At 39.9% G+C, this 18,001-nt stretch carries 14 protein-coding genes and 1 pseudogene; 1 reads left to right on the forward strand and 14 read right to left on the reverse strand.

Features of this window, described 5'->3' with window-relative positions; all coding sequences use genetic code 11:
• Window positions 1–45: 45 nt before the first annotated feature.
• The 13 genes from B4W83_RS00915 to rpsL form a co-directional block, all read right to left on the reverse strand.
• Window positions 46–276 carry a GlsB/YeaQ/YmgE family stress response membrane protein gene (locus B4W83_RS00915; RefSeq protein WP_000901572.1) on the reverse strand — a complete coding sequence of 77 codons (231 nt, stop codon included), beginning with the start codon at window positions 274–276 and terminating at the stop codon, window positions 46–48.
• Window positions 277–285: 9 nt separating this feature from the next.
• On the reverse strand, window positions 286–1,527 hold the full coding sequence (locus B4W83_RS00920; protein ID WP_000243941.1) for an aminopeptidase: 1,242 nt from the start codon (window positions 1,525–1,527) through the stop codon (window positions 286–288).
• Window positions 1,528–1,548: 21 nt separating this feature from the next.
• Complete coding sequence (locus B4W83_RS12890) at window positions 1,549–1,695, reverse strand: hypothetical protein (protein WP_000776637.1); 147 nt, start codon at window positions 1,693–1,695, stop codon at window positions 1,549–1,551.
• Between the two features lie 21 nt (window positions 1,696–1,716).
• Complete coding sequence (locus B4W83_RS00925; protein ID WP_000913059.1) at window positions 1,717–1,995, reverse strand: type II toxin-antitoxin system YafQ family toxin; 279 nt, start codon at window positions 1,993–1,995, stop codon at window positions 1,717–1,719.
• Entirely contained in the window at window positions 1,988–2,251 is a 264-nt protein-coding gene (locus B4W83_RS00930) for a type II toxin-antitoxin system RelB/DinJ family antitoxin (protein ID WP_000047859.1), read from the reverse strand. The genes B4W83_RS00925 and B4W83_RS00930 overlap by 8 nt, the downstream gene beginning before the upstream one ends.
• A gap of 93 nt (window positions 2,252–2,344) precedes the next feature.
• Entirely contained in the window at window positions 2,345–4,237 is a 1,893-nt protein-coding gene (locus B4W83_RS00935; protein ID WP_000230430.1) for a DUF262 domain-containing protein, read from the reverse strand.
• On the reverse strand, window positions 4,231–5,544 hold the full coding sequence (locus B4W83_RS00940; protein ID WP_000155164.1) for a DUF262 domain-containing protein: 1,314 nt from the start codon (window positions 5,542–5,544) through the stop codon (window positions 4,231–4,233). The genes B4W83_RS00935 and B4W83_RS00940 overlap by 7 nt, the downstream gene beginning before the upstream one ends.
• 7 nt (window positions 5,545–5,551) lie before the next feature.
• Window positions 5,552–6,502, reverse strand: a complete 951-nt coding sequence (locus B4W83_RS00945) for a helix-turn-helix transcriptional regulator (protein WP_001064600.1) — start codon at window positions 6,500–6,502, stop codon at window positions 5,552–5,554.
• A 109-nt stretch (window positions 6,503–6,611) separates the two neighbouring features.
• Entirely contained in the window at window positions 6,612–7,133 is a 522-nt protein-coding gene (locus B4W83_RS00950) for a DnaA ATPase domain-containing protein (protein WP_000247996.1), read from the reverse strand.
• Window positions 7,134–7,220: 87 nt separating this feature from the next.
• Entirely contained in the window at window positions 7,221–11,612 is a 4,392-nt protein-coding gene (locus B4W83_RS00955; protein ID WP_000071441.1) for a PolC-type DNA polymerase III, read from the reverse strand.
• Between the two features lie 103 nt (window positions 11,613–11,715).
• The gene (gene fusA, locus B4W83_RS00960) at window positions 11,716–13,797 is read right to left on the reverse strand and encodes an elongation factor G (RefSeq protein WP_000090345.1); all 2,082 of its coding nucleotides are present in this window, start codon (window positions 13,795–13,797) and stop codon (window positions 11,716–11,718) included.
• 279 nt (window positions 13,798–14,076) lie between these two features.
• On the reverse strand, window positions 14,077–14,547 hold the full coding sequence (rpsG, locus tag B4W83_RS00965) for a 30S ribosomal protein S7 (RefSeq protein ID WP_000087873.1): 471 nt from the start codon (window positions 14,545–14,547) through the stop codon (window positions 14,077–14,079).
• Between the two features lie 19 nt (window positions 14,548–14,566).
• Window positions 14,567–14,980 (reverse strand): 30S ribosomal protein S12, encoded by a 414-nt coding sequence (gene rpsL / locus B4W83_RS00970; protein ID WP_001142332.1) that lies wholly within the window; start codon window positions 14,978–14,980, stop codon window positions 14,567–14,569.
• 283 nt (window positions 14,981–15,263) lie between these two features.
• On the opposite strand from rpsL, the pseudogene B4W83_RS12170 reads away from it, so the two are divergent.
• Window positions 15,264–15,415, forward strand: a pseudogene (locus tag B4W83_RS12170) (IS30 family transposase); the annotation flags it as partial.
• Window positions 15,416–15,672: 257 nt separating this feature from the next.
• Here B4W83_RS12170 and B4W83_RS00980 read toward each other — a convergent pair.
• Window positions 15,673–17,670: a thiol-activated cytolysin family protein gene (locus tag B4W83_RS00980; RefSeq protein WP_083022215.1), complete on the reverse strand. Its 1,998-nt coding sequence runs from the start codon at window positions 17,668–17,670 to the stop codon at window positions 15,673–15,675.
• Between the last annotated feature and the right edge of the window lie 331 nt (window positions 17,671–18,001).

The following is an 18,001-nucleotide window of genomic DNA, read 5'->3' on the forward strand; positions in this document are numbered from 1 at the left end:
TCCTAGTTTGCTCTTTGATTGTCATTGAGTATCAGATTTAGGAAATTAACTTCCTCGTCTCCAAAAAATCGCTAAGACAATCATGGAACCTAGTACTGCAGGGATAATGGCTGTTCCTGCTATTATCGGTCCCCAAGTTCCAAAAAGCAAATGGCCTATAAAGGCACCAATCCATCCTAGAAACATTTTTCCAAAACATCCCATTCGCTCTCCACGATTGGTCAGAGTACCTGCTAAAAATCCAACTAGAAGACCAACGAACATACTTCCTAACATATTATCTCCTTAATTTGCCCAATCTCCCTTACGGAAGAGTGGTACACGTGTCCCATCCTCACGGATACCATCGATATCCATTTGGTTAGAACCAATCATAAAGTCTACGTGAACATCTGAACGGTTAAGCCCCGCAGCTTCAAGCTCCTCTTCGCTCATCTCCGCTCCACCAACAACGCTAGTTGCATAGGCTGCACCGATAGCCAAGTGATTTGAGGCATTCTCATCGAAAAGGGTGTTGAAGAAGGTAATGCCTGACTGAGAAATTGGACTTGGATCTGGTACCAAGGCACATTCACCCAAGGCACGCGCACCTGCATTTTCAAAGACAAGGTCTTTCATGACTTGATCGCCTTTTTCTGCAGTGATATCCACAATTTGTCCATCCTTGAAGGTTACTTTAATTCCTTCGATGATATTTCCGTTATAGCTAAGCGGTTTTGTAGAAGTGACATAACCATCTGCGCGACGGAAGTCAGGCGCTGTGAAGACTTCCTCTGTCGGCATATTTGGCAAGAATCCTTCGCCCTGTGCATTGATAGCACCAGCTGATTCCCAAACGTGGTTCTTTGGCAAACCAAGAGTCAAATCTGTACCTGGCGCTGTGTAGTGAAGGGCTGAAAATTGCTCTTTATTGAGCATATCTGCCTTGCTCTTGAGGATAGCTGCATGCTCTTTCCAAGCCTTAACAGGATCTTCTTCATAGACACGGCAAGTTTTGAAAATTTGGTCCCAAAGGAGATCGACTGCTTCTTCGTCGCTCGCAGCATTTGGAAAGACTTTCTTAGCCCATTCAAGTCCAGCAGCGGCTGCTACAGTCCAGCTAACCTTGTTGGATTGAGTTGCGATACGCATTGGCTTCATAGCAAGTCCCATAGCTTTAGCAGAAGCCGAAAGCTTGTCAGCGTCCACACCGTTCAAGGCACCTGGATCAGATGAACGAACTCCTAGACGGCTAGCCTTGTTCTCCAAGAGATAGTTCATCTCAGCAATCTTGTATTCAGGCACATTGTCCAGACGCTCCATCGGTGCATGGAGGAATTTCTCACGGTTGATGACATCATCTGTCCACTGAACGATAACCTCATGCGCACCCAAAGCGTAAGCTTCTTTGACAATTAAGTGAGCCAACTCACGTTGCTCCACATCGATAGAGAGAGCCAAAGTGTGACCAGGTTGCACATTGATTCCGTTCGCAACCAATAATTTCGCATATTTTTCTAGATTTTCTTTAAAATTTGGTAAAACCATTCTGTTTTCTCTTTTCTATTTTTATTTAAACAGGGATAGCAGGCTAACCGCTGCTACCGTAGCACAAATCAAAGTTGTTGCTTTCAAAATTTTATCCGAATCCAGTTCCAGCTGATAATCAAAGACTTTTTGGTTCGGTTTATCTTCTGCGAATATTCTAAGTTTCATGAGAACCCCCCTTAAAATTTATTAAAACAAATCACTATGACTGCCTGTCCTCAGCAAATTTAAAATCAATTCTTCCTTGTCTACTTTATAAACCAAAAGCCAATCTGGCTGGATATGGCATTCACGAACTCCTTGAAAATACTTGGATGCCGTCAATTGATGATCACGATATCTAGCAGGAAGTTCTTTTTCTTGAACAAGAAAATTTAAAACTTCTTCTAATAATTCTGCCTTCAAACCACGCTTCATAGCCAACTTAAAATCTTTTTTAAACTGTTTATGATAACGAATCTTAAGCACGCAAGTCCTCCATCAAGTCTGAGACTGATTCAAAAGACTGGCTCATATTACGATTTTGGTCTAAATCCGTTAATACCTCAAGCAACTTCCGATTTTCGTCTAGTCTAACATCGAAAGGTAAACCCTGATATTGAATAGCTTGACGAAGGAAAATATTGATAGCTGTTGTCATATCCATTCCCAGATTATTAAACACCTGTTGGGCCTGCTCCTTAACCTCACTATCCAAACGGATGCTCATACTCGTCTTTGACATACTCTCACCCTCTTTCTATAGACTATTTTAACAAAAAAGAAGGCCAATGTAAATCTATTGGATATACATTAGCCTTCTTCAGATAGATGATTATCATTGTTCTGATGACTTATTTTCTATAAAATGATTTACCCTAGTCAAGATCTCTTTTTCCAATCCTACAATCTGATCTGATTTCCATTTAGTCTTTTCCGTTATGGCAGCCATTATTTGTAATTTTAAACTCTGACGAGGAAAGATACCTTCTTCTTTCCATTGTTTTAATTTGGCCTCTGGATAGGAATTGCCAAACCGGGAGTTCTGACTATCTGTAATGATACAAAGATTGCCAAAGGAATGTAAAAAATCAGCAGGTAATTGGCTCTCTCCATCGTGTCCGTTTGGATTCTGAGGAAACCAATGCTCTATGGAACGGCGATAGGCAAATTTGAAATTATCAAATTTAATATCCTTGTACTCTTTCTCTAATTCGGCACGATTTTTCCATAAAACATAATCTACAAAGTTAAAAGCATAAACAGGAATTGCCCCATATTTTTTGATACTTTTATCTTCAGTAAACAATCTTTCCTCAGCATATCTCACTGCCATTTTCTCAAGAAAATCCTTAAACAGACTAGCAAATTCTGTTTGATTTAACTCTTCAATATGGTTAAACAAGAATTGCAAGATTTCATATAACCAACGACTATCACGATTGGCAGTAAAGGTCACAGCAAACATGGATTGGAGAAGAATGATGTTTTGGTTAATTTCCGAATCTGAAAATGTATTCTTAGTAAAGCGTTCTTCAACTATGTAATGCTCTTTCGCTTTTCCATTAGGTTGATATTCATAATAAGTCCCCTTCTGCAAAAACCATTCATCCTTATTTCTGCTCGAAGAATCCATATTTGAATTTCTAACGATGTAATTATCAAAAATATGTTTTATTTTAAGAAGAAATTCACTGAATTCAATAACCCAAGTCTTATTTTTATTTTTTATATCAAATAGAGCTAGAAGTTTCTTATCGTCTAACTGAACCTCATTGGTATCCTTACCTTCCCAAATTGCCAATACATGGAGTAGGAAGGTTGGAAAATCGATAACTTGGGTATAATCACCAAAATCTTTTTCTACTTCTATATTTTTTTCATTTATCTTTTTTCCTAATATATCTGATAACTTTCTTCTTTCATTTTGATAAAAATCAATATCATCATAAATATTATGAAATGAGTAATTTGTAAAATGCCATCCAAAAATACGTTCACGTTCTTGAAAGTCATCTGCTCTCTTCCGCCGCATCTTAAACTGACTTGCTACCGGCTTATCAAATTCTGCACAGGCATCCCAAATTCTCACAAATTTTTGTGCCATTTCTTGATCTTCACCAAATTTAGACATCATTTGTGCCTTGAGAATCTCATGAGCCTCTAGTTGTTCGCCTCGAGAGTTGAAACGTTCGAAATAAAGATTCAAATCTAAAACCTCAGGAAGTATACTCCGAAAAATGATGACATTCTCAAAAAGATAGTCAACGAAAAACTGAGGATTAAGCTGGCGCTCCTCTAGCACTTTTTTCAATGCGTCTTTAGCATATCCGTAACCTCTAGTCAGCTCATTCTCATCGTCATCAGAAATTTTTTGCTTGGTAAATAGCTTTTGAATGTTCTCATTTGACTTCTTCCTAGCTGGGAAAGTAAGATTGACAGCTTTCAATCTATCAAAACCAAACTCATGTTCCAAAGCCAAGGCAATCAAATTAAGAGCTGTTGTCCGCTGTTGCCCATCTATGATTTTGAAAAGACCATTCTCTTCATTAACGACCAATGTTCCAATATAGTAGTTTTCTCTTTGTTCTTGAAAAGCATCTGCAACATCGTTCAATAATTGCTCAATTTCATCATAAGTCCAAGCAAAATTTCTCTGATAAAGAGGAATAACATAAGTATCTTCATTTAATAAACGATTAACTGATAAGCTTATATGTGTTTCTACCATTTATCTTTTTCCTCTTCTATAATCTTGTCCACAGTATAATTTTCAAATAGCTCTCTATCTATCTTGATCATGAAACCATTCGGAGTAACAGCATGGGATAAAAGTTGAAATAACTTTTGAGTCTCTTTTTGTCTAAAACTTCCACCAGCAGCGTATTTCCCTACCGTTGCATCATATATGGCTTTAGACTTAACCCGAGGGTAGTAAGACCAAATAAACAAGGTCTCTACTATCTCCTTTGATAGCTCATCTTTTCCAAATCTCTCTGCAAAAAGCGAGCAAATATTTAGGAATATATTGTGGCACTTGAGGTAGCGTCCTTTTGAGCTATTGTAAATGTTCAACATGCCTTCTGGGTAAGCTACATTTTTTTCTTCCCCTTCAGATTCATCAGAAAATCCTAACTCTTCATTTAAAAAATCTTTATGATTTTTAATAGTTTCATGAGCAGATTCAATATACTCAAAAAATTTACTTCCATCAATGATTGGCATAGTAATAGACATGGGGAGTTTTTCAATATGACGATACAATTCTAGATATGGAAAGTTCTGATTCAAATCAACACCTTTAAAATCGTCAATAAAATCCTCTGTAAAACGGAGATAAGAACCATAACGCTTGTTTGTCAATCCTGTCTCTCCTCGAGACCAACGTCTCATACGGAAAAGATGTTTATCAAACAACTCTTTGAGACTTAAATCTTTATCCTCTACAAATTGCTCCCACTTTTCAACAATCTTTTCATCTTCTGAATCTTCCTTGCGAAGATGATAGGCTTTGAGCAAATCATGAGGTTCTAAAGATTTTCCACGATTATTCTGAGAATCAAATAACTGAAAGGCCTCTGATAATCGTTCCTGTGGCATAGTAATCACGGAGACAGAACAATTTTCCAATAAAAAGTTGCAAATGTCTTTTGCCTGATTTTCTCCAACCAATTGAGTCAAATTTTCCCACTCATTATAATTTTCACTCGCATGATAGCAAGATAGCTCTCCAAATACAGCAGCACTCATCAGTTGCTTAGCACCCGTATATTTCTCTAAACTATCTAATAAATGAAGAAATAAGGAAATAGAAATTAGCCGTTGCTGTCCATCGACAACATCTAAGTATCCATCATTTTCATGTAAGATAACGGAACCAATCTGATATTCCTTTTTGTCCATAGCATCTCGTAAATCATAAAAAAGATTACGGATATGTTTTCTGTTCCATTTATAAGGTCTTTGATAAGAAGGAATCCGCAACTTCCCTTCTTTCAATAGTTCTCCAACCTTTTTAGAAGTAAATTGAATAGTCATTTTATCCTCATCTATATTTATCTATCATTTCTTGAACTGTTTGCTTCATATCCTCTACTAAAATCCGAGGAGACAAAACAGTAACTGCTTCCCCTTGCCCCAGTAACCAGCGTTTAAGCCCCGGTGTGTGCTGACTTTCAAATTTAAAATGAGTCCAATCGCCATTTTTCCCAACTATTTTTGCATTTGGAAATTGATCCATCACAATCGTCGGATCGTACAAGTACTCGATTTCAATACTGATTTTCTTCCCGATAAAAGCATCTACTCTCTCGTTACGAATATCACCATCTCTAAATTTATCTCGATAAGAAATAGAGGGTTTCTCTATACCACTAAGGGACCATGACTGGATACGGTCTACTCTTAAAGTAATATAAGTAGCATGTTTCAACTGGTAAACAACCAGATAGAAATAATGACTATCATAGTAAAGAGAGACTGGCAAAACAGTCTGCCTCTTAGAAGACTCAGAATAAGGTTTTTGATAGATAATATCTAGAACCTGTTCATGCAAAATAGCTTCTGATAAATTCCATATTTTCTCGATTCTATTTTGTTGATCCGTTAAGGGAGTATAGTTCAGCTTTTCACTGCCAATGATTTGCTCAATTTCTTTCTGATCATCACGGGGAACTAAGACCAGTAAATTATTTAGTAAGCTATCAATTTCTGGCCTATTCAGTGCTCGATTTTCCAATAAAATCTTTGAAATAACAAGTATATCCTTTTTATTAAAAACTGACTTACTTGATAGGCTATACTTATTCATTTTACGGTTATAAAGCAAATCTCCACTATAACTGGTGTTATTAGATAAAATATCACGGAGTAGCGAAAAATCTCTCTGTATCGTCTTTTCACTAACCTCAAATTCCTGAGCCAGTTGCTTTTTTCCTAGTGAAGTACCTAACTGTAAACGTAAAAAAATTGTTAATAGTCTCTCTTGATTATTCATCTGCAATTTCCTTCTACATATTATTCAAACAATATTATTTCTAGTACATTATTATCACTTCTATAGTCTAACTAGCACTTTATATTCAAAACGATTAAAGCAAAATAAACTAGCCCTTAGGTGATTTCAACTGTACCAATATGCCAGATTCGAAGAACTCAACTACGGATTCATCCATATTTTTTAAGTCTTCGGGTAAGCAGTCTGAATATACAATGAAGAGTCTGCCTCTTTTCTTATTCTCTTTGAATTGCTGCATCCAGTATTCCTGTACCCTTTGATCAGCCTCTCCCAAAAGTTGAACTCCCTCCAGAAAAATCAAGTCATACTCTGTATGCTCCATTTGCAGTTTTATCCATTGACTATGTTTAGAAAAAATCAAATTATCTCTCACTCGATAATATCCAAGTGATGCTATTGGAGTAGCAGGTTTTATTTTAGTTAACGTATAAAACAAATGCCATCTGTCAGTCTCTGAAATACCGCAAATGTAAATACATTGAGAATCTTCTTTTAAGTCTATTTGTGGGAATCCAGTCCAATCACTCCCATCATCTTTCAAGCCTTTTTCAAAATTGTAAATTTGCTCTTCAATTGACACGTTAGAATTTAAAATTCCTTGATTCACCATATTATACTCTCTTTTCTATTATTTTTAAGAGAATTATAACAAATCAAGTGGACATATTTTGTCCACTTGATCAAAATAAGCAATTTTTTAAAACAACTCATCAAATAAACTCAACTGGTTATCCTCTGGCATATTTCCAAGAATACCCATTTCATCCATCTTTTCAACCAAGGTTGATGAGAGCCCTCCACGCTTGCGCAATTCTGTTTTAGAAAGGAATTCTCCCTCTTCACGCGCTCGCACCAACTGCTTGGCAACGTTCTCTCCTAGACCATCCATTGCTACAAATGGCGGAATGAGGGTATCCCCATCAATGATGAATTCAGTCGCATCACTACGGTAGAGGTCTAACTTCCCAAACTTGAAACCACGTTCCCACATTTCATTGACAATCTCAAGAGTTGTATAGAGGTCAACCTCCACATTAGAGGCCTCATTGTTCTTCCGTTTTTCAGAGATTTCTTCCATTCTGCGTTTGATGGCATCCAAGCCCGCCCCCATAGTCTTGATATCAAAAGCCTTAGCACGAATGGAGAAGTAGGCACAGTAGTAATAAATGGGATGATGAACCTTGAAGTAAGCTACACGCAAGGCCATCATAACGTAGGCTGCCGCATGGGCTTTAGGGAACATGTACTTAATTTTCCCACAGGACTCGATATACCACTCTGGCACCTTATTAGCCTTCATGGCTTCGATATAACCATTTCGCTCCTCTTCGGAAATCTTGAGCCACAAGCCCTTACGCACCCGTTCCATGATGGTAAAGGCCATCTTAGGCTCGAGGCCAGCATGCATGAGGTAAACCATGATGTCGTCCCGACAACCGATAACGGTTGATAGGTCCGCTATTCCTTGCTTAATCAGATCTTGGGCATTGCCCAGCCAAACGTCGGTACCGTGGGACAGACCAGACAACTGCAGCAACTCTGCAAAAGTCGTCGGATGGGTTTCATCGACCATCCCACGTACAAAGTTGGTTCCAAACTCTGGAATCCCCAACATCCCCGTAGGCGTTCCGATTTGCTCAGGTGTTACCCCAAGCACATCAGTCCCAGAAAAGAGTGCCATCACGCCTTCGTCATCCATAGGAATTTCATTAGGGTCAATACCAGACAAATCCTGGAGTTTCCGAATCATGGTCGGATCATCATGTCCCAGTACATCGAGTTTGAGGACGTTCTCGTCTATATCATGGAAGTTAAAGTGAGTGGTCTGCCATTCAGCCGTCACGTCATCCGCTGGATACTGAACAGGCGTGAAATCATAGACATCCATGTAGTTCGGAATAACAACGATTCCCCCCGGGTGTTGGCCTGTCGTTCGTTTGACACCAGCAGCTCCCTGGGCTAGACGTTCCACCTCTGCATCACGATAAAACTTGCCATAATCTCGCTCGTAGCCCTTGACAAATCCATAAGCGGTCTTGGCAGCCACCGTACCAACCGTTCCTGCACGGAAGGCATATTCTTCACCAAAGATATCACGCACATCCAAGTGGGCGCTAGGCTGATCTTCTCCCGAGAAGTTCAAGTCAATATCAGGAACCTTGTCTCCATCAAAACCAAGGAAGGTTTCAAACGGAATATCTTGCCCATTTTTGCTGAGTTTATGACCACAGTTTGGACAATCCTTATTGGGCATATCAAATCCTGAACCGTACGAACCATCGGTGATAAACTCACTGTACTGACACTGACCACAGACATAGTGAGGAGATAGAGGATTGACCTCCGTAATCCCAATCATGGTCGCAACGAAACTAGAACCGACAGATCCACGAGAACCAACCAAGTAACCCCGTTCATTGGAACGTTGCACCAGCATCTGCGATGCCAGATAAATCACAGCAAATCCATTCCCCAGAATAGAGGTTAGTTCTTTTTCAATCCGCAAATCGACAATATCTGGCAACGGATTTCCATAAATCTCAAAAGCTTTCTTGTAGGTCAATTCAGCGACTGTTTCTTCAGCCTTGTCGATGAAAGGCGTGTACAAGTCACCCTTAACAACCTCAACGGGTTCAAAGATTTCTGCCAAGGCATTGGGATTTTCAATAACCAATTTCCGAGCTAATTCCTCTCCCAAGAAGGCAAATTCATCCAACATTTCATTTGTCGTTCTAAAATGAGCCTTTGGAAGTGGTGCTGGTTGGGCATGTTCTCCATGCCCGATAGTTCGGTTAATCATAGCCCCCTGTCCCAAGCTACGGACGATAATTTCACGGTAAATCTCTTCTTCCGGTTCGATATAATGGACATTTCCCGTAGCTAGAACGGGCTTACCAAGACGGTCTCCAACTTCTATCAAACTCTTGATAATGGTCTGGAGTTCCTCCATATCCTTGACCTGCTCCTTAGCAATCAAGGGCGCATAGATAGCTGGTGGCATGATCTCGATAAAGTCATAATACTTGGCCACCTCAACTGCCGCATCCACACCTTGGGAAACAACTGCATCAAAAACTTCACCTTCTGCACAGGCTGATCCTAAAATCAAGCCCTCTCGATGGGCATCTAAAACCGTTCTCGGAATTCGTGGCACCCCTTCAAAGTACTTGGTATTAGACAAGGAAACCAGCTTAAAGATATTTTTTAGCCCCACTTGATTCTTGACATAAATAGTCGCATGCTTGATCCGAGCTTTTTTATAAGAATCTGGACTAATCAAATCAATGTTGAGTCTAGCTAGATCGGTCACACCATGTTTTTCTGCTACCTCTTTGATAAATATAAAGAGCAGACGACCAGTAGCTTCCGCATCGTAATTGGCCATGTGGTGATGTTCCAAGGCCACACCAAAACGCTTGGTCAAAGGCCCCAAACCATGACGTTTATACTCAGGATAGAGATTTCTAGCAAACTCAAGTGTATCAATAACTGGTTGGCTAATCTTTGGCAGACCATGACGCTCATAATTGGCATTCATAAAGCCAACGTCAAAGGTCGCATTGTGGGCAACTAGGACCGTATCCTTACAAAATTCTTGGAATTCTTGCAGAACTTGTTCCAGTGGTTTGGCATTTTTGACATGATCATCTGTAATTCCAGTCAACTCAGTAGTAAAAGCTGACAAGGGATGCCCAGGATTGATAAATTCATCAAATTCAGCAATAACATTCCCCTTGTACATCTTAGAAGCCGCAACCTGAATCAAATTATTATAGATAGCTGAAAGTCCCGTCGTTTCCACGTCAAAGACCACATAGGTCGCTTCTGACAAGTCCATCTCCACTTCGTTATAGACGATAGGGACACGGTCCTCCACGATATTGGCTTCCATTCCATAGATTAGCTGAATTCCCGCTTTCTTAGCCGCCTTATAGCCATGTGGGAAGGACTGGACATTTCCATGATCCGTGATGGCAACCGCCTTGTGTCCCCACTTAGCAGCTGTCGCAACGATTTCTTCTACCTCTGGCAAAGCATCCATGGTCGACATATTAGTATGAGCATGAAACTCAACCCGACGCTCACCTTCCGGCATCAAATCCTTCCGCTCATAGTGAACAACTTCCTGCACATCCTGCACGTTCATAGTCAAATCGCGTGTGAAGTTATTCATCTCCACATTCCCACGAACTCGGAGCCAAGAATTCTTCTTGATGAGGTCAAATTTCTGAGCCTCTTCCTCGTTCTTAACCCACTTTTGCATAGAAAAACTTGAAGTGTAGTCCGTCATTTTAAAGTTGATCAAAACACGCCCTGTTCTGGTCACTTTTTGCTCTACATCAAACACAACCCCTTCAAAGACCAGACGATTTTCCTCCGTCGTCACTTCAATCATAGGAGTAATCTCCGCCTTGTCTAACTTCGGTTTAGCTGCAGCTTTTTTGGCTTGAAAATCAAAGGCTGGTTTCTCTTCCGCTGGAGGAGGTGCCATCTGTTCCAGTTGCTCCATAGCACGGAGCGCTTCCTCATTGGCGGCTTGAACAATCTGCTCATTTTCAGCATGAAAAGCCTCTTCCTGCTCTTGGGTCAGCACATCATTTTTCTCTACTTGACAGTTAAAAGTTGGAAAGCCAAATTTTTCAAGTTGTTTGGCTAAATTAGGAAGATGATTTTTCTTAAAGTGTTCCTTATCAATCGCCTCAGAGCCTTCAATAAAGAGTTGATTGCCCTCCGCACGAACTTGCAAATTTTGATAAAGGGACTTAAAACCTTGACTAGCACATGGCCCGTCAGAAAAAGCCTCTCTATAATAGGCCTGCAAGAGTTGGTTTGAAAAATCTTGAGACAGAGTCTTGATTTCAAAAACAGCTTTATTGCCTGTCTTAGAAAATTCCTCACTCAAACCTTTCTTTAATTCTAAAAAGATTTCAATCGGTAAAATATTAGAAAATACGAAATGAAACTCCCATATCTTACTAATTTTATGAACCACAACTCGCTCAATATCAGCCTGTGATAAAGCAGGATCCTGTCTCATTTCAGCAGACATCCCCAGTTGATTCATCAAAATTTCAAAACTGTTTGACATTCATTTTCCTCACATTATTCTCCTACTATTTTACCATATTTAGAGGTATTTTCTAAAGACAAAAGGAAGCCACTAAGTGACTTCCTTCTAGAGTGAGGACTGATTAGTCTTCACCTTTGTTTTTCTTAATGATTTCTTCTTGTACTGACTTAGGTACATCTTCGTAGTGGTCAAATACCATCATGAATGTACCACGTCCTTGAGATGCAGAACGAAGGACTGTTGCGTAACCGAACATTTCAGCAAGTGGAACGTAAGCACGAACGATTTGGCTGTTACCATGTGCTTCCATACCATCTACACGTCCACGACGAGCAGTTACGTGCCCCATAACATCACCAAGGTTTTCTTCTGGAACAGTGATTGTTACAAGCATCATTGGTTCAAGGATAGCTGGTTGTGCTGATTTAGCAGCTTCTTTAAGGGCAAGTGAAGCCGCGATCTTGAAGGCAGTTTCAGATGAGTCGACATCGTGGTATGAACCATCGTAAAGCTTAGCTTTAACGTCAACCATTGGGTAACCTGCAAGAACACCGTTAGCCATAGATTCTACCAAACCTTTTTCAACCGCTGGGATAAATTCACGAGGAACCACACCACCGACGATTGCGTTTTCGAATTCGAATCCTTTACCTTCTTCGTTTGGAGTAAATTCAATCCATACATCACCGAATTGACCTTTACCACCAGACTGACGTTTGAAGAATCCACGTGCTTGAGTAGAAGCGCGGAATGTTTCACGGTAAGATACTTGAGGAGCACCTACGTTCGCTTCAACTTTGAACTCACGACGCATACGGTCAACAAGGACGTCAAGGTGAAGCTCACCCATACCTGAGATAACTGTTTCTCCAGTTTCAACGTTTGTTTCAACGCGGAATGTTGGATCTTCTTCAGCCAATTTTTGAAGGGCAATACCCATCTTGTCTTGGTCAGCTTTAGATTTTGGCTCAACCATCAATTGGATAACTGGTTCTGGAACGTTGATTGACTCAAGGATGATTTTAGCTTTTTCATCTGTCAATGAGTCACCAGTTGTAGTATCTTTCAAACCAACGGCAGCAGCGATATCACCTGAGTAAACAGTGTCAATTTCTTGACGGCTGTTAGCGTGCATTTGAAGGATACGTCCGATACGTTCACGTTTACCTTTAGAAGTGTTCAATACGTATGAACCTGATTGAAGAACACCTGAGTAAACACGGAAGAATGTCAAACGACCTACGAATGGGTCAGTCATGATCTTGAAGGCAAGAGCTGCAAATGGCTCTTCATCAGATGCTGGACGAGTTTCTTCAGCATCTGTATCTGGGTTAATACCTTTGATAGCTGGGATGTCAAGTGGGCTTGGAAGGTAGTCAATAACCGCATCAAGCATCAATTGAACACCTTTATTCTTGAAGGCAGAACCACACAATACTGGGAAGAATTCAACGTTGATAGTCGCTTTACGGATACCAGCTTTCAATTCTTCGTTAGTGATTTCTTCACCTTCGAGGTATTTCATCATCAATTCTTCGTCAGTTTCAGCAACTGCTTCAATCAATTTTTCACGGTATTCTTGAGCTTGGTCAAGGTATTCAGCTGGGATGTCTTCTTCAAGGATATCCGTACCAAGGTCGTTCGTATAGATTTCAGCTTTCATCTTGATCAAGTCGATGATACCACGGAAGTCATCTTCAGAACCGATTGGCAATTGGATTGGGTGTGCATTTGCTTGAAGACGATCGTGAAGTGTGCTTACAGAGTAAAGGAAGTCAGCACCGATTTTGTCCATTTTGTTAGCAAATACGATACGTGGAACTCCATACTCAGTTGCTTGACGCCAAACTGTTTCAGTTTGAGGCTCAACACCTGATTGTGAGTCAAGAACGGTAACTGCACCGTCCAATACACGAAGAGAACGTTGTACTTCGATAGTGAAGTCCACGTGTCCTGGTGTGTCGATGATGTTTACGCGGTGGTTGTTCCATTGAGCTGTTGTCGCAGCAGATGTGATAGTGATACCACGCTCTTGCTCTTGCTCCATCCAGTCCATTTGTGACGCACCTTCGTGAGTTTCACCGATTTTGTGGATTTTACCAGTGTAGTAAAGGATACGCTCAGTTGTAGTTGTTTTACCAGCATCGACGTGAGCCATGATACCGATATTACGAGTTTTTTCAAGTGAAAATTCGCGTGCCATGAGGTTTGTTTCTCCTATTTATTTTTGATTTCTATTCTATTATAACACGATTTTAATAAAAACGGATAGGCAGGACCTACCCGTTCTCAATGTTTTCATGCTATTGTTGGTTTCAACTTGTAGATTTACAAGTTGAATTGAACTCGGGCTAAAGTTAATTAGCCGATTTGAGCCGGAACGGGATGCTGTGTGAAAAAGATAAACTTCCTTGTATTCGTCGAATACTGCGTCAGTTTCCTATTTTCACCTTGCATCCTTACCGTTCCTAGCATCATGATTTTACCAACGGAAGTGTGCGAATGCACGGTTAGCTTCAGCCATACGGTGAGTGTCTTCACGTTTCTTAACTGCTGCACCAGTGTTGTTAGCAGCATCCAAGATTTCTTTTGCAAGACGATCTTGCATTGTGTGTTCACCACGAAGACGAGCGATTGTTACCAACCAACGAAGTCCAAGTGTTGTACGACGTTCTGGACGAACTTCAACTGGGACTTGGTAGTTAGAACCACCAACACGACGTGCACGTACTTCAAGTACAGGCATGATGTTTTCCATAGCTGTTTCAAATACTTCAAGTGCATCGTTGCCAGTAGCTTCTTTGATTTGTTCAAAAGCACCGTAAACGATTGAAGCAGCTGTACCACGTTTACCATCAAGCATAACGCGGTTGATAAGACGAGTAACTAGTTGTGAATTGTAAAGCGGATCTGGCAATACGTCACGTTTTGGAGCTCTATTTTTACGACTCATTTCTCTTTATCCCCTTTCCTTATGCTTTTGGACGTTTAGTACCGTATTTAGAACGGCCTTGTTTACGATCGTTAACACCTGCAGTATCAAGTGCACCACGGACGATATGGTAACGTACCCCTGGAAGGTCTTTTACACGTCCACCACGAAGAAGAACCACGCTGTGCTCTTGCAAGTTGTGTCCGATACCTGGGATGTAGGCAGTAACTTCGATAAGGTTGCTCAAACGTACACGAGCGAATTTACGAAGGGCTGAGTTAGGTTTTTTAGGTGTCATTGTTCCAACACGAGTTGCAACACCACGTTTTTGTGGTGAAGAAACGTTTGTTTGAACTTTTTTATGACTGTTGTAACCAACGTTCAAAGCTGGTGATTTAGATTTTTCTACTTTTGATTTACGCGGTTTGCGAACCAATTGGTTAATTGTAGGCATCTACATTCTCCTGTGTTTTTTTATTTTTGGTGATGATACACTTGGTGACAGCTATCATCTGTGTGTACTTTTGCAACATTTGTCAGCACGTCCCTGTACACTCTTGAGAGACCAAAAGTAAAAAGTACCGTCTATTATTGTAACAAAATTTTCCCTTGCTTGTCAAGATATTTTTCTTTTTTATTGTTAATTTTAGCTCTGCGTAACTTCTCAAAGTAACTTCCACTTGCCTGACCGAAGTGGAAATTAGTCTAAAACGGATTTTTATGGTGGAATTAAGTGTGAGACTTTCCGTTCCATCGTTGAGAATATGGGAAAAGGTCCGTCAACGATTTCAAAGGAAATTAAGCGCAATCGCATCATGCATCCAACATCCGTCAAATCTGATTGCACGGATTGCCCTCTTCTCAAAAAGCTCCTTATGTCTGTAACAACGCGTTTTTCTCATACTAAAAGCTAGGTTGTGGAAAACTGGAAGTTAGTTTTATATTGAATTGAAATAAGACATGAACAAATTTATTGGGAAAGTCAACTTAATTTCTAGAAATGTTTTAATAGCAACAACGTACTATTCTAGTTTCAATCTGCTATAGAAGTTACCCTTTTCATTCTCTCAAAAGTCAATCATAAAAGAGGAGAAATCGAAGTTCCTCCTCTTCACTGTTTACTATCGAATCAAGTAAATCAAATCGTTACTCATTCACAATTTTTTCATCAACTTTAGGGTTTAGAGTTGTTCCCCAATGTGTAATTGTACGCTGTTGTACTAGTGGTAAGTCTGTGCGGTTGTAAACTGTACGCCATGGTTCCCATACAAGACCCGTCTTTTCTTGAACCTTGATACGAAGATTACGGACATTTCCTTTAAATTGAATCTCTGTTTGGAAGCCTGAAGTTCTGTTTTTCCCGTTATCTTCCCATTGACGTGAACGGATTTCTGGATTTCCTTGTTCATCATATGTAATTTCATCCCAATAGATGTAGTAACGCGCAACATAAGCACCCTTATGATGAAGTTTCAAGAAGCCATTTTTGTAAGAAGTAACCTTCGTTTCGATATAGTCTGTACTATTTTGTAAAGTTGCTTGGGCATTATCTTTTAGGAAGGCAGTCTTATATGAGATTGGCACAGCTGGACTTTGAGCGCTAAAGTTAGCTCCTTCTCTGATGAGTTCCTTCAAGTTTTCGACTGTTCCTGTGACAACTTTGGCGGCACCGCTAGCATTACCTCCTACAATTACCGCTGTTACAGAAGTATTCTTCAATAGACGGCTCCATTCAGAATTTGGAGCAATTGTTGCGCCTTTGATAACCGCATTGATAGCTGCTTTTAATTCAGTAGACTTACTTGTTGACTCAAACTTAACATAGATTTGACGTCCGTAAGAAACGTTTGCTACATATACAGGTGGAGTTTGTGAATCAACGCCTCTTTGTTTTAAATCTTCAGGTGTCACACTCTTGTCAAATACAGCCGCTGGATTGGTCGGTGCATCAAATGTCGCTGTATAGTAGATTTGTTTAAAGTTTACAACTTCAATTTGCTTTTCACCCTTTTGCACAGCCTCAAAGTCAATCTTGAGCGGTGCGCCTGCTTTTTCAAAGTCTGCACCAAATTTTGCTTTCAATTGATTCATGCTATAGGCTGTAGTCGATTCATACTGAACACGGGCAGGAACAGAATGGCTAGATGAGTAATTCTTTGTCCATCTTTCAACCAAGGTATTCATCGCAGACTGCATACCACTAGTTGTAGGATCTGCTTCAATTCGGCTGTCAGACTGAATCATACCAGGTAAATCGACGCTGACTGTCCCTTTTGCACGGGCAAGACTAATCAATTCTGGCTGATTTTCTAGCAGATTTTGGTTTGCCTTATACAAGCCACCTAGGAAGACATTTTGATTTCCATTGATGGAAACATCTGCTGTACCTGTAGAGAGGGTTTTCTTGATTTTTTCTACAACGACAAACTCTCCATTTTGTTCCTTAGCACTTGTGTTGTAGCGATTTTCTAAGGTTTCTCCCTTGCGAGTTAAAATATCCAAAGGATCATAAGTTAAGCCAAAAAGGTAGTCTTTCAATGCTGATGTTTGATCTACTACTGGTGCAGTTCTATCCTGTCCAACTTGAGTTGTTGCTGAACGGAATACTTCCACTTCTGCCAAGCTCAATGGGGTATTTTTAGTTTTCAACTCCACTTTTACATAACGAGCGTCTTTGGCTGTGAAGAAAACTTCAAGTTCTGCCTTCCCATTCAAACTATCAAAGTGTTGACGAGCAACTTCTTTTTTTGCTTCATTTAACAAAACAACATCAAAATTGGAAAGACGATTAGCTACATTCCCATCTCCACGATTGTAAAGTTTAACTTTTCCAACATTCTCTGTTTTTCCAAGATCAACTTGCCACCAAGCATTGTCTTCAAAGTTTGTGTGCGTTACAGAATGGTGCCCATAGTCACTATCAACATTACCATCCACTGCTCGTGTAGCAGCTCCTCCATAAGCAGTAGAACTTTGACTAGCTTGTTTTCCACGAGCGATGTTTTCTATCTCAACTGGACGATTCCCTTGCTCTGTAGCCAAAGCTACTCCCTGAGCGTTCAATAAAAAGGCCGCAACAACAGCACTACACACACCGAGTCCACACTTTTTGACAAACCGATGCAAACGTTTTTCTTGATTCATTCCTTATTCCTCCGTTTTGTAATGAATACGTTTTCCTATTTGTCTATAGTCTATCAAATTTCAAGCAAAAGTCAAGCACAAACCAGCAAAAAAGTCAAGAAAATAAGAAGAAAACGTTTGCTGAATTTTTCTGATATTTTCTTTAGATTTCCAGTAAATACTATAGTTTGGAAACTAGATAAAACTTGAGAAGCGCTAGCTTTTTCTCTTCCTATTTATAGTTTCGCTAGATGAACTTTTTAAAGAAATATTAGAGATCAATTTCTGAATAAAAATAGCTGAGAATACATCATCTTCCTAATAACACGGCTTGTCTTATGTGACATTTTTA

Origin of the sequence: Streptococcus pseudopneumoniae ATCC BAA-960 = CCUG 49455, from assembly GCF_002087075.1 — a bacterium.
Taxonomy (GTDB): Bacteria; Bacillota; Bacilli; order Lactobacillales; family Streptococcaceae; genus Streptococcus; species Streptococcus pseudopneumoniae.